Origin of the sequence: Azospirillum melinis (genome assembly GCF_013340935.1) — a bacterium.
GTDB classification, from domain to species: Bacteria; Pseudomonadota; Alphaproteobacteria; order Azospirillales; family Azospirillaceae; genus Azospirillum; species Azospirillum melinis.
In genome coordinates, this window is sequence record NZ_WHOS01000088.1 from 1 (window position 1) to 22,534 (window position 22,534).

The window sequence follows — 22,534 nt, forward strand, 5'->3', positions numbered from 1 at the left end:
CGGGGGGGGATGAGAGACGGCACCCACACCGACCCCGACGCCGGCGCCGACGCCGACGCCCGATCCCACTCCGACGTCTCCGCCGCCACCTCCGCCCCCGACCGGCGTGATCGATACCAGCCGTCCAAGCTTCACCGACAGCGACAGTGCGGTCCAGGGCAGCACGGTCACCTTCGACGGCGGAACGCTGCGTCCGACCTTGCCGCTGACGGTTGGCCAGTCGGTCACCGTGACCGATCAGGGCGGCACCATCACGCCCAACGGCAGCGCCGTCACGCTCGCAGGTGCCGTCGGCGGCAGCGGCGCGCTAACCGCGTCCGGTCCCGGCGCTTTGGTCGTCTCCGGCCAGCTCGCCAACGCGGGCGGACTGTCCGTCACCAATGGCGCGGCCCTGACCGTTGCGCAGAGCGGCGTGGTCGCCGGCGGCACGCTGACCGTGAACAACGGCGGCAATGCCACGGTCGGCGGCATCGTTGCGGTGCCGGTGACGGTCGCCCGCAACGGCACCGTCACCGTGGCCGAGGGCGGCGGTGTGGGCGGCACGCTGACGGTCGAGGGCGGAACCCTGACCGTCGCTCCCTACGGCGCGGTCAACGGCGCGGTTTCCGTGACCTCCGGCGGCAACGCCACCCTGGCCGGTGCCGTCATGGCTCCGGTTACGGTCGGCGAGGGCACCGTCACCGTGGCCGCCACCGGCAGCACCGGCGCGGTCACCGTGGGGGAGGGCGGGGTGGTCTCCGTCAACGGCGTGGTCGCCGGCACCCTTACCACCAGCGCCGGCTCGACTTTCAGCGGCGGCGGCACGGTCCGTGGCCCGGCGACCTTGTCCGGTACCCTGTCTCCAGGCAACTCGCCCGGCGTGCTGACCTTCCAGTCGGCCGTGACGCTGACCGGCACCAGCGTGCTGCGCGCCGAGATCGACGGCCCGACCGCCGGCTTCGGCGCCGGTCGGCACGACCAGATCCGGGTACAGGGAGCGTCCTTCACCGCGGCCGGCACGCTGACCCCCGTGCTGCGCGGCATCAGCGGCGACGCCACCAACAGCTACACCGCGACGCTGGGGCAGGGCTTCACTGTCGTCCAGGCGGATGGCGGCGTGTCCGGCAGTTTCGCCGCCGTGACGCAGCCGGCGGCGGGGCTGGAGGCCGGCACCCGCTTCGACACGCTGTACGATACCACCGCAGTCCGGCTGGTTGTCACCCCGGCCAGCTACGCGGTCCGCGGCGGCACGTCCAACCAGCGGGCCGCCGGTGCGGCGGTAGACGCGCTGCGCCCCGCCGCCGGGGCTCGGCTGGACGGTGCCCTGGATGGTGTCGCCGCCCCGCTGTTCGGCGGCCTCTATGGCCTGTCGAGCGGCGGCATCGCCGGGGCGCTCGACCAGCTCTCCGGCAAGCTGCACGCAGACACGTTGGCCGCCGACCGAACCAGCCGCCGCCTGTTTGGCAGCGCGGTGGAGAGCCGCCTGTCGGCGCTGCGCAGCGGCGAGGCGACGGCGTCCGTCCGGCTGGCCGGCGGCAGCAACGGCACGGTCGCCGTCGGCGAGACCGGCGGGACAGAGGGTTCCGGCGGTGTCTGGGGACAGCCGCTGGCGGCCTACGGCCAGACCGGTTCGGACGGCAACGCCGCCGGCACCACCGAGCGGATCGGCGGCTTCCTGCTGGGCATGGACCGCAGCTACGAGAACGGCATGACCGGCGGCGTGGCGCTCGGCTACCTGCGCAACCGCGTCACCTCCCGCGACGGGCTGGGCAAGGCCGATGTGGACAGCTATCAGGCGACGCTTTACGGCTCCTGGAACCTGCGCGGTTCGGCGGACAGCCCCTTTGTCGAGGGCGCCATCGGCTACGGTTACGCCCGCTACGATGCGTCGCGCGCCATAGCCTTCGGCGGGCTGGCGCAGGGCGCCGGCGCAACGGCGGACGGCCATGATTTTTCCGTCGAGATCGCCGCCGGACACCGCATGGGTTTCGCCGGGTCGGACAGCGTCTGGATCGAGCCGCGGGCCGGCCTGCGGTTCGACCGCATCACCCGCGAGGCGTTCCGCGAATCGGGCGGCGGCGTGGCGCTGGACGTCGAGGCGGCAGGCTGGAGCAGTCTGCGCAGCGCGGTCGGCGTGCGGGCCGGCACAGGCATCACGGTCGGCGGCTGGCGCCTGTCGCCGAACGCCGCCCTGGCGTGGCAGCATGACTTCGCGGACGCGACGGCCACCACCACCAACCGGCTGGGCGGTGCGGCCTTCGCCGCCGACGCCAGCAAGCCGGGCCGCGACGCCCTTGTGATCGGCGCCGGGCTGGGTGTGGCCCTGACCGACCGGATGAGCGCCACCATCGACGTCCAGGACGCGATCCGCACCCGTGAGAACAGCCTGTCGGCCACCGCCAGCCTGAAATGGAAGCTGTGAAGGACCTGCCGGCGGTGCGTGGAATCGTCTTCATGGGCATGCTGGGCGCGCTTCCCCTCCTCGCGGGCGTGGCGCCTGCCGGGGCGGTGGAGCCGGGCAGGACCTTCGGCGACTGGCAGACCGAATGCGAGACGCCCGCCGACGGGAAACCGCGTTGTTTCCTGTCGCAGACCCGCGTGGTGGAGAACAAGGAGTCGAAGCAGGCGACCCGCATCCTCAAGGTGTCGGTCGGCTATTTCGCACCGGAGGGCAAGGGGGTGATGGTCGTGATCCTGCCCCTGGGCGTCGATCTGCGCGCCGGGGCGGCGCTGACCATCGACGACGGCAAGCCGCTGCCCCTCATCTACCAGCAGTGCCTTCAGGACGGCTGCCTCGCCAACGCCCCGATGGACGAGGCAGCCCTGACCGCGCTGCGCCGGTCCAAGGGGGCGCAGATCACGGTCCGTCCCTATGGCGGCGCGCAGAGCGTTGCCTTTCCGATCTCGACCAAGGGGGTCACCGACGGGTTGGCCGCCCTGAAGCCCTGAGTCCTGAAGCCCTGACCGGGTTGCCGGTCACCGCAGCCACGGCGCCGTGGACGGCCTCGTCCCAGCGTCCGGACGCCGGCTGCCGGTGCAGGGTGACGGTGGGGTACCAGGGCGTGCCGCTACGGCCCAGCAGCCAGCGCCAGTCCGGTGCGTGCGGCAGCAGGAGCGCTGTCGGACGTCCCATCGCCCCGGCAAGATGGGCAATCGCCGTATCCACGCAGACCACATGGTCGAGTTGCGCCAGCACCGCCATGGTGTCTGCGAAGCTTTCCAACTCAGGCCCCAGATTGACCAGCGGCGCTGCTCCATAGACCTGGGCGACCTCGGCCTGCGCCGGCCCCTTCTGGAGCGACACCAGAACCGTCCTTTCCAGTGCCAGGAACGGCGCCAGCCGCGCCAGCGGCATCGAGCGGCTGCGGTCGTTTCCGTGACTCGGGCGCCCGGCCCAGACCAGCCCGACGCGGCGGTATCCGCGGGGCAGCAAACCGTCCAGACGCCCCTTCCAGCGCTCCACCCGCGCCGGCTCGGCCCGCAGATAGGGAACCGCGGCCGGGATCGTCCCTATCTCCGTGCCGAACAGCCCCGGCAGGCTGGACAGCGCCGCCCAGGCGTCGAACGGCGGCGCCTCCTCCCAGGCGGTGAAGGCCCGCTGCCCGCCGGGAATGGAGCGGATCACCGGCAGCATGTCCGGGCTGCAGGCGACCGCCAGACGCGAACAGAGCGCCGCCGCCATCGGCAGGTATCGCGCGAACTGTATGCTGTCGCCGAAGCCCTGATCGGCGACCAGAAGAAGGGTGCCGCCGGGCATCGGACGCCCGTCCCAAGGCCTCATGCCGGCGTGCCCGCGTCGCTTCTGGATCGCGGGCGGAATTGGCGGTGGCACGCCGGGAAGGCCCCAGCGCCATTCATACTCCTGCCAGCCCTCCTCCAGCCGTCCGGAGAGCAGGAGCCCCTCGGCCAGTTCGAAATGCGGATCCGGCCAATCCGGGCGAAGCCGGACGGCCCGCCGCTCGCAGGTCATCGACGCCTCGATCTCCAGCCGGTCATAGAGCGCGACGCCCAGATTGTACCAGCCTGTCGCGTCGCCGGGATCGAGCGCCACGGCACGGCGGCCATGGGCGGCGGCCTCGTCCAGCCGGCCCTCGCGTCGGTGGAGTTCGCACTGGTTGCTGTGGGATGGCGCGAACGGCATGGCGGCGGCTACAGGCTGTAGCCCAGCCCGTGGATGACCGGCTCCAGGATCGGGATCGCCGGTTTCAGATGGGCCATATAGGCACGGTGGCGACCGATGGATCGCCCGTGGAGCTTCTCCGCGACCTGGGCGTGGCTGGGCGTACGGGCATAGCGCCGGTTCTCCTCGAAGCGCAGGCAGCGCCGGTCGAAGCCCAGCCCGAGGAAGCCCAGCAACCGCCGCACCGCCGGCTCCGGCTCGCGCACCAGATCCTCGTAGCGCAACGGCAGGTAGCGCAAGGGCATCTCGCGCCGGTAATGCTCCACCAGATCGAACACCCGTAGGACGTGGCGGGCCGCCGTCTCCGGATCGTTGGCGCAATGGAAGCCGTGGGTCAGGTTGGTCCCCATCATCGACAGCACCACGTCCAGCGGATGGCGCAGCACATGAACGACCGGTGCGGCGGGAAACATCAGTGCGATCAGGCCGAGATGCGTTTCGTTGAAGGGCATCTTGTCGGTGAACAGCGTGTTGCCGGGCTTGACCGGGACCAGCTTGCGGGCATGGCGCAGATAGGCGTCGCGCAGTTGCTCCAGCCCGTCGCGCTGGTCACCCATCCACAGCTCCGACAGCGCTTCGGGATAGGCCAGCGGGCTGCCCAGAATCTGCGGCAGTGCCTGGACCACCGCGCCGAGGGACGGCAGTTCGTCCCCCGCGGCGACGGCGGGGTGACAGGACAGGATCTGCTCGACCAGCGTGGTGCCGGAGCGTGGGGCGCCCACGATGAAAACCGGCTGCGTCCCGGCTGCGACCCCGGCCGTGGGCGTGGGCGGTCGCGGCATCAGGCGCAGGCGAGGCGCGACGAAGAAGGCGGCGAGGCGCGCGATCAGGTCCACCGCCGGCTCCTCGCCGTAGCGACGCCCGGCCTGCCGGAGCAGAGCCTTGCCGGCGGCGAAAGCGGCGAATGCCTCGTCGTGGCGGCCGATCCGGTCGAGAACGCGTCCCTTCTCCAGCAGCGCGTCGGGATCGGCGCCGTGCCGGGCCGCTGCGGTGTCGAGCACCGCCAGCGCCTGCTCCGGGTCGCCGCGCCGGGCCAGCAGGGCCGCCGCGAAGGTGTTGGCGCCGCGATGGCCGGGATCGAGACGCCGGGCGCGCTCCACGAAGCGTTGCGCGGTGGGAAGATCGCGGGCCGCATCCTCGGTCTGTGCCCAGCCGTGCCATGTCAGGGCGATGGACGGGTGCAGGGCCGCGGCCAGCCGGTAGGTTTGACGGGCGTCGTCCAGTCGGCCCTGCTGCGTCAGGATCCAGGCGAGATTCGCCACGGTCGCGGCGTCCGGCGGCGCCAGGGCCAGCGCACGGCGGTAATGAAATTCGGCGGCCTGCGGCCGGCGGGTATCGGCCAGCACCAACGCCATCAGCAGGTGGGAGCGCGGGCTCTCCGGTGCCAGCCGGACCGCATTGCGGGCGTGGACTTCGGCCTCCGCCGCGCGGCCCGTTCGGAACAGAAGCCCGGCAAGCTCCTGGGTCACCGGAACGTCATCGGGTGCGGCCCGCAACCGCCGCTCCAGCGCCGCGGCGTCGGGGTTGGCGCTCGGACGGTCGATGGGCATGGTCGGCATCAGGGGGGCGCCAGGAGGGTTGGACGCCCGCATGGGGCTTGGTTCGACAGAGGATAGTGAAGAGCCTGGACTACGGCAATCCTTGGCTGATCGACTATCCCAAGATGGGGTGTCGACTGGTCCTCTACCGCGGAGGCTCGCATTCCTTCATCAGCACGGCCCGCCGGCAACGCCTCCATGTCGGCTGGAGCCGCTGGTTCGAGATTCTCCGGAAGCCGACGGCGAACGGATTGCCGTCGGCTTCCGGAGAAAAGAGCGGCGGGCGAGGCGGCCTGAGGCCCATCGCTTACCGCATCAATCCCCGGCGAGGCGGCGGCGGGCATAGGCAGCGGTCAGGTAACGGCTGACCAGCGCCTCGAATTCGGCCGCTTTCATGCCGCGGATACCCATCGCCTCCAGCACCACGGTCCGCTCTCGACGGTTCACCTTGTTGTAGATGGAAAAGCCGATGCGGTTGGGCAGGGGCGCCTTCTCATGCAGCGCCAGCACCAGCGCCAGCCGTCGCGCTGCCGACACCTGCATCCCACCCACATCGGTCCAGGCGATGGGCTCCCGCAGCCGTGCCGATATCAGGGCGTCTGGCGTCAAGGTCATCAACGGCGCTTTCGTCTTGTGTCGGACCCAGGCCGCATAGCCCAAGGCCATGCAGATTCCCACACCCGCCACCGCCCCGATGAATGCCTTTGTCCCCGGATCGGTGCCGAGGCCGAGTTCCCGCCCAAAGACGGTGGTGCCGATGGTGAAGGCGGCGAACATCGCCGCGATGAAGGCCATGGCCCAGATCATCGGCCTGCCGTTCTCATAGAGCACCGTGTGCTCCGCAGGAACGGCGGCGACAGCGGCCTCCAGTTCCTCGCGGTTCAGGCGGTGCGCCTGCCGGGCCTCGTCGAGGAAGGCTGCGGTCAGCGTATGGCAAAGCCCGCTCCAGTCGGCGAACAGCCGGTGTGGCAGGTTGGTGTCCTCCGCCGTCGGCGCGCGGGCGGCATGGGCCAGCAGGCGTTCGTCGAGCTGGACGCCAAGGGTGCTGATCCGCAGGGCGGTCGGCGGATGGCTGTCGGTCGGATGGGGTTGGCACTCGTCCAGATGCGTGGCGGGATTTGGGAGGCCATCTTCGACACGCCGCAGGATCTCGGCCATCATGTCCGGCCCGGCCGTGTCGGGGGCGGAAAAGGCGTCATTGAGCGTCTCGACGATGGCCGGCGCCAGCGCCGCGTTGCGAAGCAGCGCAAGGGGAACGCTCTCCGGACCGCTGACCAGGCTGGCCCGGCGGTCGGCCTCCAGCTCGCGCTGCCGCCTGTGCTGGGCGACCGAGAGATCGAAGCTCTCCAGCGTATGGAAGCCGAGATGCAGGGCCGGAGCGAGCATGAAGCCGCCCGTCCCGGTGCGCTCGCCAAGCGCGGTCAGGGTCCGCCACAATCCGGCATGGATCGGAGCGAAGCGGCGGCTGTAGGTGGTATCCCCGCCCGAGAAATGGGCAAGCTCATGGCCGATGACCGCCGCGAGTTCGGTCTCGCCGATCAGCGGCAGGCAGGGGGCCGGCAAATGGAGGGTGCGGCCCGACAGCACCCGCTCCCCGCCGAGCGGCCGGACCGGTGCCTCGGTGACGAAGAAGCCCTCGGTCAGGCCGATCAGGATGCTCTCCGGCATCAGCGCCTTGTGCCGGGTCGCCAGATCCTCGACGAAACGCCAGAGGCCGGGCGCCTCGTCCCGACTCACCACCAATCCGCGGATGTCGAGCGGCTCCACGGTGTAGAGATCGAAGACGCGGCGCATCGCGATCACCGCCATCACGGCACTGTAGGCGGCCAGCCCCGCGAGCATCACGGCGGCAGCGAAGAGTTTGACGCTGCCGGTCGACAGATGGTCCCAGAACCACAGGCTCGCCGCTTCAAACAGCGAGGCCGAGACGCTGGCGATGCTGAGGCCGACGAGCACGGCAGCGAGCGCGAAGGGCAGGCCCCGCCTCAAACGGTCGAAACTGCGGATCAGGGCCTCGCGCGAGCGCCGCGCCCGCAGGGCCGAGACGCGTGCGGCCAGCAAGCCGGACAGCCCGGCAAGGAAAGCCAGCAGGCCGCCGGCCATCGTGCCCCAGCTCAACGGGTAGCGGATCTGCGATACTTCGGCGCCCTCTTCCATCGTTTCGATGGCTCTGCGGACTCCGGCGACGGCCATCGAGACCGGCATGCGGCGGCCGTCCGGGCCGCCCATGGAGACGAAAGCCGATGGAGTCTTCGCTTCGATTTGCTGAAGCTGTGCCAGAACCTGCGGCAATTCCTGTCCGGCCTGGCGGTACTCGTCGAGCGTCGCGGCGGCCCGCTGTTCCTGCCAGATCCCGAGCGCCACGAACGACAGGGGAAGGATCAGCAGCCAGATGACGCGAACGAGCCACAGAGGGAAGCGAATGGCACGCCGGACGGTGCCAGCCATACCGCTGGAAGCAACTGCATCGGCCACGACCGATCTCCCATTCATCGATGTATCGCGTGGGAGGATCGCGTAATGCGCGCAACAGGGCCAGCCGCCCGGAGGGGGTAGCAATTTCACGTCACGCCGGAAGGAACACCGTCTTTCCATCATGACGGCCGGATACCGGACGTTTGAGACGATCAAGGGCGCGGCGCGGTGATCCCACTGCTGCGATCAGATGGCACCCTCTTCGGCCGGTAGATGGCGCTTTTCCTCAAGGGCGTGGATGTCATCGAGGAGCGAGGCCGGAGGCGGACGACATCCACATGCCTGGGCGTGTTCCAGATGCCATTCGACACGCTGCTGTCGTGTCGCCTTCGCTGGCATGGGATGCGCTTCGTGCCAGTTTCTGTTCATGGATGCCCCTATTGACTGCAGAGCAATTATGCCCGCCGATAGGGCCGGCTTCCATTGGCTCCAGGCATGCCGCATATCATGTCGCAGGTCATCTCGGTCCCTTGGACATGGCTTAGAGAGACCGGGAGCGACCGCGCCGGCCGTCCGGTTCTGAAGGTCAATGGACAGTCGGTCGCCGGTACCTTCCCGCCCACATCCCCAGGTGGCCAGCTTCGTCCCGCGGTCAACCCTTCAGGCAGCTTGCCATGAAGGCTTTCCGGTCTTCCCCACTTTTCCCGGCCGCGTCAGCGTTGCACTTCTTCATCTTGTCCTGCTGAGCCGTCAGCGGCTTGGCAGGTTCGGCGGCTGCGGCCGGCTTGTTCGAGAGGCAGCTGCTCATAAACGTCTTGCGCTCGTCGCCTTTCAGGCTTTTGGCAGTCGCATCGGCATTGCAGGCCTTCATTTTTTCCTGCTGCTTCTCCTGCTGCGGCGTGGCCGCAGTCGACGCACCGGAACTGGCCGCCAGCGTCACAGCCATGGCAGCAGCTGCAATCACGTACCTCAGCATCTTCAGATCCTCCCGGGCACGCCGCCTCGCACGAGGCATGTCGCGACAGGTGGAGGATCGCACGAGTGGAATCAGGGGGCCAACGGGTGCATCCGGACAATGGATGGCGGCCGGATGGCTAGCTCGGTCAAGCCCTTAATACCGAATTGCATCGGCTTCGCCGATGTCTACCGTGCCCTGCGCGCAGGCCGCTCCGCCCGGCCGCGGAGGGATAAGGCTGGACGGAGGTGGGGCCCCTCTCCCCGCACTGGAGAGAGGTCCCGCCTCCGGTCCAACAGCAGGTCAGGCGATCCGCTTGTCGCGGAAGGCTTCGATGGTGCGCATCACGCCGCGCAGTTCGGCCAGCCCTTTCAGGCGCCCGACGAAGGAATAGCCGGGGTTCATCGTCTGGCCGATGTCGTCGCCCAGCAGATGGCCGTGGTCGGGGCGCATCGGGATTTGGGCGTCGGCGCGGCCGGCCTGCCGGCGGCGGGCCTCCTCGTCGATGATCGCCGCGGCGACGCCGATCAGGTCGGTGTCGCCGCCGAGATGGTCGGCCTCATAGAAGGAACCGTCCGGCTCGTGCGTGGTGTTGCGCAGATGGACGAAGTGGATGCGCGGGGCGAACTCCTTCGCCATCGCCACCAGATCGTTCTTCGGGTTGGAGCCGAAGGATCCTGTGCACAAGGTCAGCCCGCAGGCCTCCTGCGGCACGGCGGCGAACAGCGCCCGCACATCCTCTGCGGTGGACATCACCCGCGGCAGGCCGAAGATGGGGAAGGACGGGTCGTCGGGGTGGATGCACAGCCGCACCCCCTCTTCCTCGGCGACCGGCGTGATCTCGCGCAGGAACTCGATCAGGTTGGCGCGCAGATCCTCGACGCCGATCTCCTGGTACAGCTCCAGCATGCCGCGGAAGCTGTCGCGGTCATAGGCGAAGTCGCGGGCCGGCAGCCAGTCGATCAGGTTGCGCTCCAGCTCCGCCACCTGTTCCACCGTCATCGCCTCGAACCGCGCCTTGGCGGCGGCGACATGGGCGGGGTCGTAGCTGGCCTCCGCATTGCGGCGCTTCAGCACGAACAGGTCGTAGGCGGCGAAGTCGACGCTGTCGTAGCGCAGGGCATAGCCGCCGTTCGGCAGCCGGTGCATCAGGTTGGTCCGGCTCCAGTCGGTGATGACCATGAAATTGTAGCAGATCACCGGGATGCCGGCCCGCGCCACATTGCGGATCGACTGCTTGTAATTGTCGATCTTGGTCTGGAAGTCGCCGGTGCGGGTCTTGATCTCCTCGCCGACGCCGATGCTTTCCACCACGTCCCAGGTCAGGCCGGCGGCCTCGATCATGGCGCGGCGCTTCTGGATTTCCTCGGGCGTCCAGACGCTGCCCTGGTTCATGTGATGCAGCGCGGTGACGATGCCGGTGGCACCGGCCTGACGGGCCTTCTCCAGGGTGACGGGATCGTCCGGGCCGAACCAGCGCCAGGTTTCCTGCATGATGATGTCCTTTCGAAGAGGGGTACGGTGGGCGGAAGCCGCCCTTTGGTCAGGGGGTCGCGAGGAAGGCGGTCAGCGTCCTGGCGACGCCGACGCGCATCAGGCTGTCGAGATGGCGGACGACCGCGCTGCGGAAGGCGTCCTCCGCGACCAGTTCGGGGTCGAAGATGTCCTCCACGGCGAACAGAGCCGCCGCCAGGGCGCCGGCATCGGTGCCATGGGCGCCGGCGATGCCGGTCAGCTGTCCGGCCATAGGATCGGCCACCGCATAGGCGGTGCCGGCCTCGTCCTTTTGCAGCAGGAAGCGCATCCAGGCGGCGACGGCCAGCGGGATCACCCTCGGCGCCTTGCCGGCGGCGAACAGCTCGCGCGCCGGTTCCAGCAGGCGCGGCGGCAGCTTCTGCGAACCGTCGGAGGAGATCTGGATGGTGCGATGGCGGATGCCGGGGTTGCGGAAGCGTGCCTCCAGCGCCGCGGTGTAGGCGGGGATGTCGGTGCCCGGTACCGGGGGCAGGGTGGGGATCAGATCCTCCACCCACAGGCGCTGCACGACGGCCGGCAGCTGCGGGTCGGCCATGGCCCCGGCGATGGTCTCGATGCCGGCGATCACCGACAGATAGGCCAGCAGCGAATGGGCGCCGTTCAGGCAGCGCAGCTTCATCAGTTCGAACGGGTGGACGTCGTCGACCATGATGGCGCCGGCCATTTCCCAGGCCGGGCGGCCGAGCGGGAAGCGATCCTCGATCACCCATTGCTTGAAGGGCTCGCTCACCACCGGCCAGGCATCGACGCAGCCGGTCGCCTCCTCCACCGTGGCGCGGTCGGAATCCTGGGTGGCGGGGGTGATGCGGTCGACCATGGTGCAGGGGAAACCGACCTGCCCGGCTATGTAGGCGGCGAGGTCCGGATCGCACAGTTCGGCGTAGCGGACGACGATGCCGCGCACCTTGATGCCGTTCTGGGCGAGGTTGTCGCAGACCAGAACGGTGAAGGGCGCCACCCCGGCGGCGCGGCGGCGGCGGATCGCCTCCGCCAGCAGGCCCGGCACGCTGCGCGGCTTGGCTGGGTCGGCAAGATCAGCACGGATCAGCGGATGCGCCTCGTCCAGCGCGCCGGTGGCGGCGTCCTGGCAATAGCCCTTCTCGGTCACCGTCAGGGTGACGATGCGGATCTCCGGCTTCGCCATCAGCGCCAGCACCTCGTCCAGCTGGTCGGCGGTGGCCATGGCGTCGAGGAAGGATCCCATGACGCGCAGCCGGTCACGGTTCTCCTCACGCACCAGCAGGGTGTAGAGGCAGTCCTGCGGCTTCAGCGCGTCGCGGATCGCCGGCGACAGCGGATCGACGCCGACGATGCCCCAGCTCTTGTCACCGGTCGCCAGGACATCGTCGGTGTAGGTGGCGAGATGGGCGCGGCAGAAGGCGCCGAGGCCGATATGGACGATGCCCGGCGTCACCGCGGCGCGGTCGTAGGCGGGACGCTCGACGTCCGGGGCCAGGCGGTCGAGGGTGACGGTGGAAAGGCGGGTTTGTGAAGGACGGGCCGCCAGCAGGGCGGTGTTCGCGTCGGGCATGATGGGCTCCGGGTCGCGGCGGTCGCTGCGGTCTCCCTGTCCGCTGCCGCCCCGGAGGGGTGTGTGCGGCAGTGCGGGTGGGCCGGTGCACCGTCATTCTGGTGAAGTGGTGGTGGTCGATTGTGGACTCCGGGGCGGGGCGCCCCGGAGTGTCGGGACGGGGTGGGCGTGGAGATCAGACCTCGATCCCGGCCGGGGTCATGCCCGACCCGGTCTTCGGCAGGATGACGTGCATGATCGCCAGACCGACGAGGTAGAGGACCGACGCGATGCCGAACAGCACCTGATAGTTGCCGTTGGTCGCATCCAGCAGGCGGCCGACGCCCATCGAGACGAACATGCCGACGAAGTAGGCGCAGAAGCCGCCGATGCCGACCACAGAACCCACCGCGTTGCGCGGCATGGTGTCGGAGACGATGGTGTAGACGTTGGCCGAATAGCCCTGGTGGGCGGAGGCGGCGATGCCGATCAGCAGGACGGCGACCCACATGCTGGACACGGTGGAGGCGAAGAACACCGGCAGGACGCACAGGCCACAGACCAGGAAGGTCAGCTTGCGGGCGCGCAGGGGCTTCACGCCGCGCTTGATCAGGTGCGAGGAGAACCAGCCGCCGCCGACGCTGCCGAAATCGGCCATGGTGTAGATGATGATCAGCGGCAGCATCGCCCCGAACAGGTTCACGCCATACTGCTTGTTCAGGAAGCCCGGAACCCAGTTCAGGTAGAACCACCACACCGGAGCCGAGAAGCAGGTGCCGACGATGTTCGCCCAGGTGCCGCGGTAGCTCAGCAGCTTGATCCAGGGAATGTTCTCCTGCGGCAGTACCGGGTCGCTGCGTATATAGGCCAACTCCTCGGCCGTCAGCTTCGGATGGTCTTCCGGCTTGCGGTAGATCAGCAGCCAGGCGATGACCCAGAAGAAGCCGATGCCGCCGGTGACCAGGAAGGCGGCCTGCCAGCCATAGGCGACCAGCAGGATCGGCACCAGGATCGGGGCGACGACGGCGCCGACGTTGGATCCGGCGTTGAAGATGCCGGTGGCGAGCGCCCGTTCCTTGGCCGGGAACCACTCCGACACCGCCTTAATCGAGGCCGGGAAGTTGCCGCCTTCGGTCAGGCCCAGGCCGGCGCGGGCCATCTTGAAGCCGAAGACGCTGCCCATGAAGGCGTGGACGCAGGCGAAGAAGCTCCAGCCGGCGACCGCCGCCGGCAGGCCGATGCGGATGCCGATCTTGTCCATCAGCCGGCCGCAGCCGATGTAGCCGAAGGCGTAGGCCAGCGAGAAGGCGGCAACGATGTCGCCGAAGTCGGACTCGGTCCAGCCCATGTCGCCCATCAGCGTGGACTTCAGCAGGCCCAGGACCTGACGGTCCATGTAGTTGATGGTGGTCGAGAAGAAGAGCAGGCCGCAGATGGTCCAGCGGTAGCGGCCGATGGCCTTGCTCACCGTAACCGCCGCTTTGCCTGCCGCTTGGCCGATGCCGCCGGCCCGGTGGGCCGGTTCCGCCGACTGGCCGGGTCCGGCGTCGGCAATGATCTGTTCGCTCATGATAGGCGTCTCCAGCCAGGACGCACGCCGCCGCCCGGTGTTCGCACACCGGCCCCAGGAAGGCATCGAGCCTTCGTCATTTTGGGCGCACCGATGGCTTCGCGCGGGAGCCGTCATTCGGCAGTCCCACAGCGTCGTCCGGCGACGGTCGCACGTTTCAGAACTGTTTCCTGGATCAGTCAGGCCATCGTCGGGAGCGGTGCCGCTTGGGAACCGTTCATGGCGTCGCATACTACCATTCCAGTTGCTGGTATGGTAGTTACGCCGACCCTCGTTGGTCAACCTCGCCATCTGCGGCATATCGTCAGGCAAGGGACGGCCGCTCCGATCCTACCTTGGTATGTTCGATTGGGCTGGACGGCATTTGGGACAAACCCCAATCTACTGTCTCAGGAGCTTGGTAAGAGGATGGTCGGCGGAATTTCAATGGCCGCATAGACCACAACTAATGACTACAGGAAGGGCCGCAGGTGGAGGAATCCAGCGCCACGGGAACGATTGTGACCGCACTTGCCGGTGGCATCGGGCTGCTGGCGCTGATGACCCTGATCTACGGGACAGTCTTGTACCGCCTGGGAGACCGCCCCCGGCTGCGCCAGCTTTGCCTTGGCTTGATGTTCGGTGCCGGCGGTGTGGCGGCGATGTTGCAATCCGTCCCGATCCTTCCAGGCATCTATCTGGACGTAAAGACGGTGCCGGTGGCGCTGGCCGCCCCCTTCGGTGGCCCCTTGGCCGCCGTGCTGGCCGCCGGGCTGGTGTCGGCCGGCCGCGTGGCGGTGGGCGGCGCCGGCATGCTGTCGGGTGTGGTCGGGATTCTCGTGGCCGGCGCCGCGGGACTTCTGGTGCGCTGGCTGGTCCCTGTGCCGGGCTGGCGGACCGCAAGGCCGCTGTTCGTCCTGGCTCCGGTCGCCGCATTCCATCCGCTCAGCATCTTCGTGCTGCCCTGGGAGGTGGCGCTGCCGGCCTTCGTCAATGGCGGGCTTCCCATTGCGCTGTTCACGATGGGCGGCATCGTGATGCTGGGCACGATGCTGGGGCGCGAACGCCGCCGCGTCGATACGGAAAAGATGCTGCGGGACGCGGCTCTGAGCGATCCGCTGACCGGTCTGGCGAACCGCCGGGCCTTTTTCGCCGCCATCGACCGCACCGTGGCCGGCGCGCTGCGCCACGACACGCCGGTGTCGCTGCTGATGCTCGACATCGACCATTTCAAGGCGGTGAACGACAGCCGCGGGCACGATGCCGGCGATGCGGTGCTGGTGGCGCTCAGCCGCCTGCTCCAGCGCAGCGTGCGGCAGAGCGATCTCGTCGCGCGCTTCGGTGGCGAGGAATTCGCCATCCTGCTTCCCAACGCGCCCATCGACGGGGCGTCCCTGCTTGCCGAACGCCTGCTCTGCGCCGTCCGTGACCTCGCCATTGCGCAGGACGGCGCAGTCCTGCATGTGACGGCGAGCATCGGCGTATCGACCCTCTCCGCCGGCACCGATCGTGCCGATGCCATGATCAAGGCTGCCGACATGGCGCTCTACCGGGCCAAGCAGGGCGGCCGGGACCGGGTCTGCCGCCAGCACGAAGCCATCGTCAAGGAACCGGTGCCGGTTTCCTGACGGGAGGGTGCCGGCGCCGACGCCTCACAGCAGGGGCAGGTCGCTGCCGCCATTGACGATGTCGACGGTGCCGGAGATCAGATTCTCCCCGTAAAGCGCCTCCAGATCGACGCCGCCGGCCGGGCGCACCGGGCGGATGGCGCGGATCCAGCCGGCGATGGCCTGCTCCTGACGGCGGCGGATCGCCTCGGCGTCCTCGACCGCCACGGCCTGGAAGGACAGGCTGTCACCGGGACGCAGGCGGCCGGCGCGGGCCAAGTCGGCGGAGATCACCGTGGCGATCTTGGCATAGCCGCCGGCCGTCTGGTGGTCGTTCAGCAGCAGGATCGGCTGCCCGTTGCCCGGCACCTGGATGGAGCCGGTGACCAGCCCGTCCGACGGAATGTCGGCAGAGCCGCGGTGCTCCAGCGCCGGTCCCTCCAGCCGCAGCCCCATGCGGTCGGCCTGCTTGCCGACGCGGTAAGTGGCGGACAGGAAGGTCTCCAGCGCCGCTTCGGTGAAGCGGTCCTCCTGCGGTCCCAGAACGACGCGCAGCGGCCCGGCGCCGTAATCGGGCGGCTGCGGCAGCTCGACGTCCGGCCCATCCGGGGCGGCATCCAGGGCCAACGGTAGCCGGTCCCCTTCGGCCAGCGGCCGTCCGCCCAGCGGGCCGATGCCGGCGCGCACATAGGTGGACAGGCTGCCCATCACCGGCGCCAGCGCGAAGCCGCCGGCCACCGCCAGACAGGCGACCGACGCCCCGTCCACCGCCCCCAGCCGCAGCACGTCGCCCGCAAGCAGGGTGTGGCTGCGGTGGGGCTCCAGCGGTTGCGGAGCGGCGCCGTCGCGCTCCAGCGTCAGGGCCATCGGGCCGACCGCGGCGATGCGGATCGATGGCGCATCCACCCGCAGGGCAGGGCCGAGCAGGGCGATCTCCAGCCCGGCCGTCCCCTGCGGATTGCCGACCAGCGCATTGGCCAGCCGCAGCGCTATTGGATCGAGCGCGCCGGCCACCGGCATGCCGAGTTCCTGGAAGCCGAAGCGTCCCAAATCCTGGACCGTCGCGAACAGGCCCGGCCGGACCACCGTCAGGAAGGCGGTCATCACGCCGCCCTCAGGCTGGCGGGGTCGAAGCGCCCGGCGGATGCCGCCTCGGCGATTCCGTCGAACGCCGCGCGGTCCACCGCCTCGAAGCGCACCCGGTCGCCGGCAGCCAGCAGCACCGGATCGGGCCGGCCACCGTCATAGAGCGGCACCGGGCAGCGGCCGATCAGGTGCCAGCCGCCGGGGCTCTCCCACGGATAGACGGTGGTCAGCCGTCCGGCGACGGCGACCGAGCCGGCCGGAACCCGCACCCGCGGCTCGGTCCGGCGCGGCCGGTCCAGTTCGGCCGGCAGGTCGCCCATGTAACCGAAGCCCGGCATGAAGCCGAGCATGTAGACGAAATACTCCACCGACCCATGCAGCGCCGCCACCTGCTCCGCGGTCAGGCCGAGCTGGTCCGCCAGTTCGGTCAGATCGGGGCCGAGGTCGGGGTCGTAGCAGACCGGCAGCCGCCACAGCCGGCCCTCGGCGGGTGTCGTGCCGCCGCCGGCCAGCGCCGCCTCGACCGCCGCCTGTATCTCCCGCCGCCCGGTGGATACCGGGTCGTAGACCACCAGCAGCGAGCGGAAGGTTGGCACCGTTTCCACCAGCCCCGGCGGCGGGGCCGCCTTCAGCCGGGCGTGCAAATCCATGACGAGGGCGTTGGTCGCCCGGTCGATGGTCTCGCCGAACTCGACATTGAAGGCGGTGTCGCCGGCACTGGTGAAACGGATGCTCACGTCCTCTTCCTCACCCGATCATCATCGACGGCAGCCACGACACCATGCCGGGGAACACCCACAGCAGCGCCACCATCACCACCATCAGCAGGAAGAAGGGCAGGCTGGCCTTGCCGATGGTGAAGATGTCCTTGCCGGTCATCGATTGCAGCACGAACAGGTTGAAGCCGACCGGCGGGGTGATCTGCGCCATCTCCACCACGATGATGATGTAGATGCCGAACCACAGCAGGTCGATGCCCGCCCGCTGCACCATCGGCAGGATGACCGAGGTGGTCAGCACGACCATCGAGATGCCGTCGAGGAAGCAGCCCATCACCACGAAGAAGGCGGTCAGCGCCACCAGCAGGGCCGCCGGCGACAGCTGCATGGTGGTGATCCATTCCGCCAGCAGGCGCGGGATGCCGGTATAGCCCATCGCCACCGTCAGGAAGGCGGCACCCGCCAGGATGAAGCCGATCATGCAGCTGGTATGGGCGGCGCCGAACAGGCTGTCGCGGAAGGTCGTCCAGTTCAGCGTGCCGGTCACCAGCGCCAGCACCAGCGAGCCAAGCACGCCGATGCCGGCGGCCTCCGTCGGGGTGGCGATGCCGACATAGATCGAGCCCAGCACCGCGGCGATCAGCAGCATCACCGGGATCAGCGCGCCGGTGTCGCGGATCTTCTCCCCGAAGCTCTGCGACGGTTCGGGCGGCGGCACCCGGCCGGGGTTCAGCAGCGACCAGCCGCCGACATACAGCATGAACAGGCCGGTCAGCACGATGCCGGGAATGACGCCGGCGATGAACAGCCGGGCGATCGACACGTCGGCGGCGACGCCATAGACGATCATGATGATCGACGGCGGGATCAGCAACCCCAGCGTGCCGGCCCCGGCCAGCGAGCCCAGCGTCATCATCGGGTCGTAGCCGCGCCGGTTCAGTTCCGGAATGGTCATGCGGCCGATGGTGGCGGCGGTGGCGGCGGAGGAACCGGACACCGCGGCGAAGATCGAGCAGCCGATGATGTTCACATGCATCAGCCGGCCGGGCAGCCAGCCGGTCCAGGGCGCCAGCCCCTTGAACATGTCGGACGAGATGCGGGTGCGGAACAGGATCTCGCCCATCCAGATGAACAGCGGCAAGGCCGTCAGCGTCCAGGAGGTGCTGGCCCCCCAGATGTTGGTCGCCATAACCATGCCCACCGGCCGCGCGGTGAACAGCGCCATGGCGACGAAGCCGACGCCGGCCAGCGCCAGCGCCACCCAGACGCCGGCCCCCAGCATCAGGAACATCGTCACCACGACGACGATGGATGCGGTCGTCTGATCCATCGCTCAGCCCTCGCTCTGCATGCCGGCATGCTGGTAGGAGGCGTCACGCCCCTGCAGCACGGCCAGCAGATCGTCGATCAATGCTATGACCAGCACCACCAGACCCAGCCCCATCAGCGCCTGCGGCATCCACAGCGGGACCGGCAGCACGCCCTGGCTGAGATCGCCGAAATCGTAGGACTCATAGGTCATGCGCACCCAATACCAGGCGAAATAGCCGCTGAGAGCGGTGGCGAAGCCCAGGCAGAGCAGTTCCATGACGCGGCGGGCGGCGCCGTTCAGCCGCTCCACCAGCACGCCGACGCGGATGTGCGCGCCGCGGCGCAGCGCCGGCCCCAGCATCAGGAAGAAGGACGCCGCCATGCAGTAGCCGGCAAGCTCGTCAGCCCCCGGCACCATGACGTTGAGCAGCCGCGATGCCACCTGCGTCACGATCAGGACGGCGATGGCGGCAAGAAGGACCGCGCCCAGGATTTCGGCGGCGCGGTAAAGAATGGACAGTGCGGTGCGCATGGCGCAACCACCTCCTGCGGTCGGAACGGAGCGAAGGGGCGTGGAGGGGGCCCGGCCGGCCGCCTGTTCTGGGGCGGTGCCGGCCGGACGCATCCGGACCGGTTACTTGTTGAAGGCGGAAATGATCGCCTCGCCGTCGGCGCCAGCCGCCTTGGTCCATTCGGCGGTCATGGTCTTGCCGATGGCGGACAGGCCTTCCTTCAGCTTGTCGGACGGCGGCAGGACCTTCATGCCGTTGTCGGACATGGTCTTGTTCAGATCGGCCGTCTTCTTCTCCCACTCGGCCCAGCCGGTGGCCTCAGCCTTCGCCGCGGCGTCCTGGATCGCCTTCTGGGTGCCGGCGTCCAGCCCTTTCCAGACTTCCGAATTGACGAACACCATGTTGCGCGGCAGCCAGGCCTGGACGTCGTAATAAACCTTCACGAAATCCCAGGCCTTGGTGTCGACGCCGGTGGCGGCCGACGTGATCATCGCGGTGACGATGCCGGTGCCGAAGGCCTGCGCCACTTCGGCCGCCTCGATCTTTACCGGGATGGCGCCGCTCAGTTCGGCGATGCGGGTGGTGGCCGGGTTGTAGGCGCGGAACTTCTGGCTCTTCAGCCCTTCGACCGACTGGATCTCGTCCTTCACATACAGGCCCTGCGGCGGCCACGGAATCGAGTAGAGCAGCTTCAGGCGCTGGCGCTCCAGCTTCTTCTCCAGATAGGGCTTGGAGACCTCGTACAGCTTGTGGGCGGACTTGAAGTCGGTGGCGAGGAAGGGCACCGAATCGAGGCCGTAGAGCGGATCCTCGTTCGCCCAGGAGCTGATCAGCACCTCGCCCAGCTGGGCCTGACCGGACTGGACCGCGCGCTTGATCTCCGGATGGCGGATCAGCGAGCCGTTGGAATGGACGGTGATCTGGATCTTGCCGGCGGTGGCCGCCTTCACGTCGTCGGCGAACTGCTTCACCACGATGGTGTGCAGGTTCGTGTCCGGATACGGGGTCGGCATGTCCCAGGTCTCGGCCGAGGCGGTCAGCGGCCCGGCGGCGACGCCCAGCCCCAGCAGGCCGGCGACGACCGGACCGGCCATCCGACCAGTGACCGTGGCGGTCATGCGGCCAATGAAACGGGAATGCAGCATGTGAGCGGTCATGATGTTCGAAAAGCCCCCTGTTGTTGCCCGATGCGGCATCCGCCGGCCTTCTGGCCGGTCGGAGGAGAGCGGCAGCCGCTCCCCTGATCCCGCCCTTGATCGGACTCCAAAGGTTCACCGTTCCGAACCGTCCGTCAAACCCCGTGTGAGGACTGCCGGGAAAAAAGTCAGCGCTGCCCGCCGCTTATCGCCACATGCTTATCAGCGGGAGCGCATCCGCGGGTCAGTAGATCAGCTCGTTCTCGCCGCTGCCCTCGGCCAGGACCAGCTCGCCGCGTGCCGCCAGATCCTTCGCCAGCTGCACCATGTACATCTGCGCCTCGTCCACGTCGCGGACGCGGACCGGGCCCATCGCCGCCATGTCCTCGCGCAGGATCTTCGCGGCGCGCTCGGACATGTTGGAGAAGAACAGGTCCTTCAGCGACTCCGACGCGCCCTTCAGCGCGGTGCCCAGCTTCTGCTTGTCGACCGTGCGCAGCATCGTCTGGACGCCCGAGGGGTCGAGCTTCGACAGATCCTCGAAGGTGAACATCAGCGACTTGATGCGCTCGGCGCTGTCGCGGTTGCGTTCCTCCAGCGCCGCCATGAATCGGTGCTCGGTGGTGCGGTCCAGCCCGTTGAAGATTTCCGCCAGCATCTCGTGGCTGTCGCGCCGGCTGGTGCGGGCGAGGTTGGTCATGAACTCGGTGCGCAGCGTGCGCTCGACGTCGTCCAGAACCTCCTTCTGCACCGCCTCCATGCGCAGCATGCGCATGATGACTTCCATGGCGAAGCTTTCCGGCAGCTGCGCCAGGACGCGGCCGGCATGGTCGGAGCGGATCTTCGAGAGGACGACGGCGACGGTCTGCGGATATTCGTTCTTCAGGTAGTTGGACAGCACCGACTCGTTCACATTGGTCAGCTTGTCCCACATGGTGCGGCCGGCCGGACCACGGATGTCCTCCATGATCTGGTCGACCTTGTCCTTCGGCAGGGTCTTCAGCAGCAGCCGCTCGGTCGAATCGAAGGAGCCGACGACGGTGCCGCTCGACGACATCTGCTCGGCGAACTCGACGAACAGGCGCTCGATCAGGTTGGCCGACACGGTGCCCAGGTTGGCCATCACCTGGGACAGCTCCTTGATCTCCTCGTCGTCCATCAGGGAGAACAGCTTGGACGAATGCTCCTCGCCCAGCGCCAGCATCATGATGGCGGCCTTTTCCGGGCCGGTGAGGGTCCGGTAGTCCTCACGAACCTTCTGAGCCATTGCTACCCTTCACGATGCGCTGATCCATTGATGCGCGATCATTGCGGCAAACATCGTTAACAAACGATAAGGAAGACGCTGGGGACATACGAAAACAGGCATTTCGGAACCGAATCCGGACAGGGACGGTTGGAGGTTGCATCCCCGTCCCCCGCGAAAGGTGGCCTTCATGTCCGCCCGTGCCGCCCTTCTGCTGCCCTGTCTGCTCACCCTCCTGCCGGCGTCCGCCCTGGCGGAACGCGCGGTGACCGTCGAGGGCTCCGACTGCCGGGTGTGGGACCAGTATCCCGACCGGCGCAAGACCGTCCGCTGGTCCGGCGCCTGCCCGGGCGGCTGGGCCAGTGGACCCGGCGTGCTCAGCTGGTTCCATGACGGCCGCTATGACGGGCAGGTGGAAGGCACGCTGGTCGACGGGCGGATGGAAGGGCAGGGGCGCGTCACCTGGCGCGACGGCCGCCGCCTCGACGGGAATTTCCGCGACGGGCTGGTGTCGGGGCAGGCGACCCATGTCTGGGCCGATGGCCGCGTCTATGAGGGGGAGTGGCAGGACGACCGCCGGACCGGCTTCGGCACGCTCACCTTCCCCAGCGGCAACAAATATGTCGGCCGGTTCCAGCGCAACCGCCCGACCGGAGAGGGTGAGTTCGTCACCGCCGACGGCCGCCGCTATCGCGCTCGGGTCGACGCCCGCGGCACTGTCGGCGCCGGTGCCCCGCTGGACCGCCCGCCCCAATCGGCTTCCATCCCGGCCGCCGCGGATGCCGACCCCAGTCCGCCAACGCCGCCGGCCCGCGCTGGCCGGCCGCAAAAGCTGGAAGACTGGCTGAACCAGTCCGACCAACTCCTTCGCGACCGTTCCCGTTGACGGCTTGGCCCCCACACAGACGGCATACGGCCATATGTGAAAATGGATTTACAGAAATATGCCATTCCTGTAACTCTGTACTCACAAGGGCCGTGCTGACGCTGTCGAGGGGTATCAGGGGATGGAGCCGCCCATTCAGACGGGATCACTGCTGATCCGCATGCAGAACTGCCAGCAGCAGCTTCCGGCCGCCCTCGCCAAGGTGGGGGAGTGGGCGCTGGCCTATCCCTTCCGCACCGCGACCCTGAAGATCGGCGAACTGGCGGCGGCGGCCGAAGTGTCGGTGGCGTCGGTCAACCGTTACGCCCGCTTCCTCGGCTATGAGGGCTTTCCGGAGTTCCGCGAAGATCTGCTGCGCGCCTTCGAATC

General features: G+C 68.7%; 17 protein-coding genes and 1 pseudogene. 5 read left to right on the forward strand and 13 right to left on the reverse strand.

All coding sequences use genetic code 11. The features are described 5' to 3' along the window. The first annotated feature begins 106 nt into the window (after positions 1-106). The gene (locus tag GBZ48_RS33395; protein WP_343049771.1) at positions 107-2,401 is read left to right on the forward strand and encodes an autotransporter family protein; all 2,295 of its coding nucleotides are present in this window, start codon (positions 107-109) and stop codon (positions 2,399-2,401) included. Beyond that, positions 2,389-2,928: an invasion associated locus B family protein gene (locus tag GBZ48_RS33400; protein WP_246307638.1), complete on the forward strand. Its 540-nt coding sequence runs from the start codon at positions 2,389-2,391 to the stop codon at positions 2,926-2,928. The genes GBZ48_RS33395 and GBZ48_RS33400 overlap by 13 nt, the downstream gene beginning before the upstream one ends. Here the strand turns inward: GBZ48_RS33400 and GBZ48_RS33405 are convergent. From GBZ48_RS33405 to GBZ48_RS33435, 7 genes are all read right to left on the reverse strand, one after another. Beyond that, positions 2,897-4,120, reverse strand: a complete 1,224-nt coding sequence (locus GBZ48_RS33405; RefSeq protein ID WP_174474964.1) for a tetratricopeptide repeat protein — start codon at positions 4,118-4,120, stop codon at positions 2,897-2,899. The genes GBZ48_RS33400 and GBZ48_RS33405 overlap by 32 nt on opposite strands. 8 nt (positions 4,121-4,128) lie before the next feature. Beyond that, positions 4,129-5,718 (reverse strand): tetratricopeptide repeat-containing sulfotransferase family protein, encoded by a 1,590-nt coding sequence (locus GBZ48_RS33410; RefSeq protein WP_174474965.1) that lies wholly within the window; start codon positions 5,716-5,718, stop codon positions 4,129-4,131. A gap of 294 nt (positions 5,719-6,012) precedes the next feature. Next, complete coding sequence (locus GBZ48_RS37000; protein WP_174474966.1) at positions 6,013-8,172, reverse strand: M48 family metalloprotease; 2,160 nt, start codon at positions 8,170-8,172, stop codon at positions 6,013-6,015. Positions 8,173-8,764: 592 nt separating this feature from the next. After that, a complete protein-coding gene (locus GBZ48_RS33420) occupies positions 8,765-9,088 on the reverse strand; it encodes a PsiF family protein (RefSeq protein WP_343049772.1) in 324 nt (107 codons plus the stop codon). A gap of 282 nt (positions 9,089-9,370) precedes the next feature. Then, complete coding sequence (gene uxuA / locus GBZ48_RS33425) at positions 9,371-10,561, reverse strand: mannonate dehydratase (protein WP_174474967.1); 1,191 nt, start codon at positions 10,559-10,561, stop codon at positions 9,371-9,373. A gap of 49 nt (positions 10,562-10,610) precedes the next feature. Further along, positions 10,611-12,134 (reverse strand): mannitol dehydrogenase family protein, encoded by a 1,524-nt coding sequence (locus tag GBZ48_RS33430; protein WP_174474968.1) that lies wholly within the window; start codon positions 12,132-12,134, stop codon positions 10,611-10,613. 175 nt (positions 12,135-12,309) lie between these two features. Further along, positions 12,310-13,683: an MFS transporter gene (locus tag GBZ48_RS33435; protein WP_174474969.1), complete on the reverse strand. Its 1,374-nt coding sequence runs from the start codon at positions 13,681-13,683 to the stop codon at positions 12,310-12,312. Between the two features lie 470 nt (positions 13,684-14,153). On the opposite strand from GBZ48_RS33435, the gene GBZ48_RS33440 reads away from it, so the two are divergent. Further along, complete coding sequence (locus GBZ48_RS33440; protein WP_174474970.1) at positions 14,154-15,290, forward strand: diguanylate cyclase; 1,137 nt, start codon at positions 14,154-14,156, stop codon at positions 15,288-15,290. A gap of 24 nt (positions 15,291-15,314) precedes the next feature. Here GBZ48_RS33440 and GBZ48_RS33445 read toward each other — a convergent pair whose 3' ends face one another. The 6 genes from GBZ48_RS33445 to fliG all read right to left on the reverse strand — a co-directional run bounded on the left by GBZ48_RS33445 (position 15,315) and on the right by fliG (position 21,300). Beyond that, positions 15,315-16,373 carry a 5-oxoprolinase subunit C family protein gene (locus GBZ48_RS33445; protein WP_174474971.1) on the reverse strand — a complete coding sequence of 353 codons (1,059 nt, stop codon included), beginning with the start codon at positions 16,371-16,373 and terminating at the stop codon, positions 15,315-15,317. Further along, positions 16,373-17,092 carry a 5-oxoprolinase subunit PxpB gene (pxpB, locus tag GBZ48_RS33450; RefSeq protein WP_174474972.1) on the reverse strand — a complete coding sequence of 240 codons (720 nt, stop codon included), beginning with the start codon at positions 17,090-17,092 and terminating at the stop codon, positions 16,373-16,375. The genes GBZ48_RS33445 and pxpB overlap by 1 nt, the downstream gene beginning before the upstream one ends. Before the next feature lie 10 nt (positions 17,093-17,102). Continuing rightward, complete coding sequence (locus GBZ48_RS33455; protein ID WP_109049794.1) at positions 17,103-18,404, reverse strand: TRAP transporter large permease; 1,302 nt, start codon at positions 18,402-18,404, stop codon at positions 17,103-17,105. A gap of 3 nt (positions 18,405-18,407) precedes the next feature. Further along, complete coding sequence (locus GBZ48_RS33460) at positions 18,408-18,917, reverse strand: TRAP transporter small permease (protein WP_174474973.1); 510 nt, start codon at positions 18,915-18,917, stop codon at positions 18,408-18,410. 102 nt (positions 18,918-19,019) lie between these two features. Next, the gene (locus GBZ48_RS33465; RefSeq protein ID WP_246307639.1) at positions 19,020-20,042 is read right to left on the reverse strand and encodes a TRAP transporter substrate-binding protein; all 1,023 of its coding nucleotides are present in this window, start codon (positions 20,040-20,042) and stop codon (positions 19,020-19,022) included. A 235-nt stretch (positions 20,043-20,277) separates the two neighbouring features. Further along, a complete protein-coding gene (gene fliG, locus GBZ48_RS33470; protein ID WP_098737244.1) occupies positions 20,278-21,300 on the reverse strand; it encodes a flagellar motor switch protein FliG in 1,023 nt (340 codons plus the stop codon). Positions 21,301-21,469: 169 nt separating this feature from the next. Between fliG and GBZ48_RS33475 the strand changes: the two genes are divergently transcribed. Next, complete coding sequence (locus GBZ48_RS33475) at positions 21,470-22,165, forward strand: MORN repeat-containing protein (protein WP_174474974.1); 696 nt, start codon at positions 21,470-21,472, stop codon at positions 22,163-22,165. Between the two features lie 121 nt (positions 22,166-22,286). Beyond that, positions 22,287-22,534: pseudogene (locus tag GBZ48_RS33480) on the forward strand (MurR/RpiR family transcriptional regulator); the annotation flags it as partial.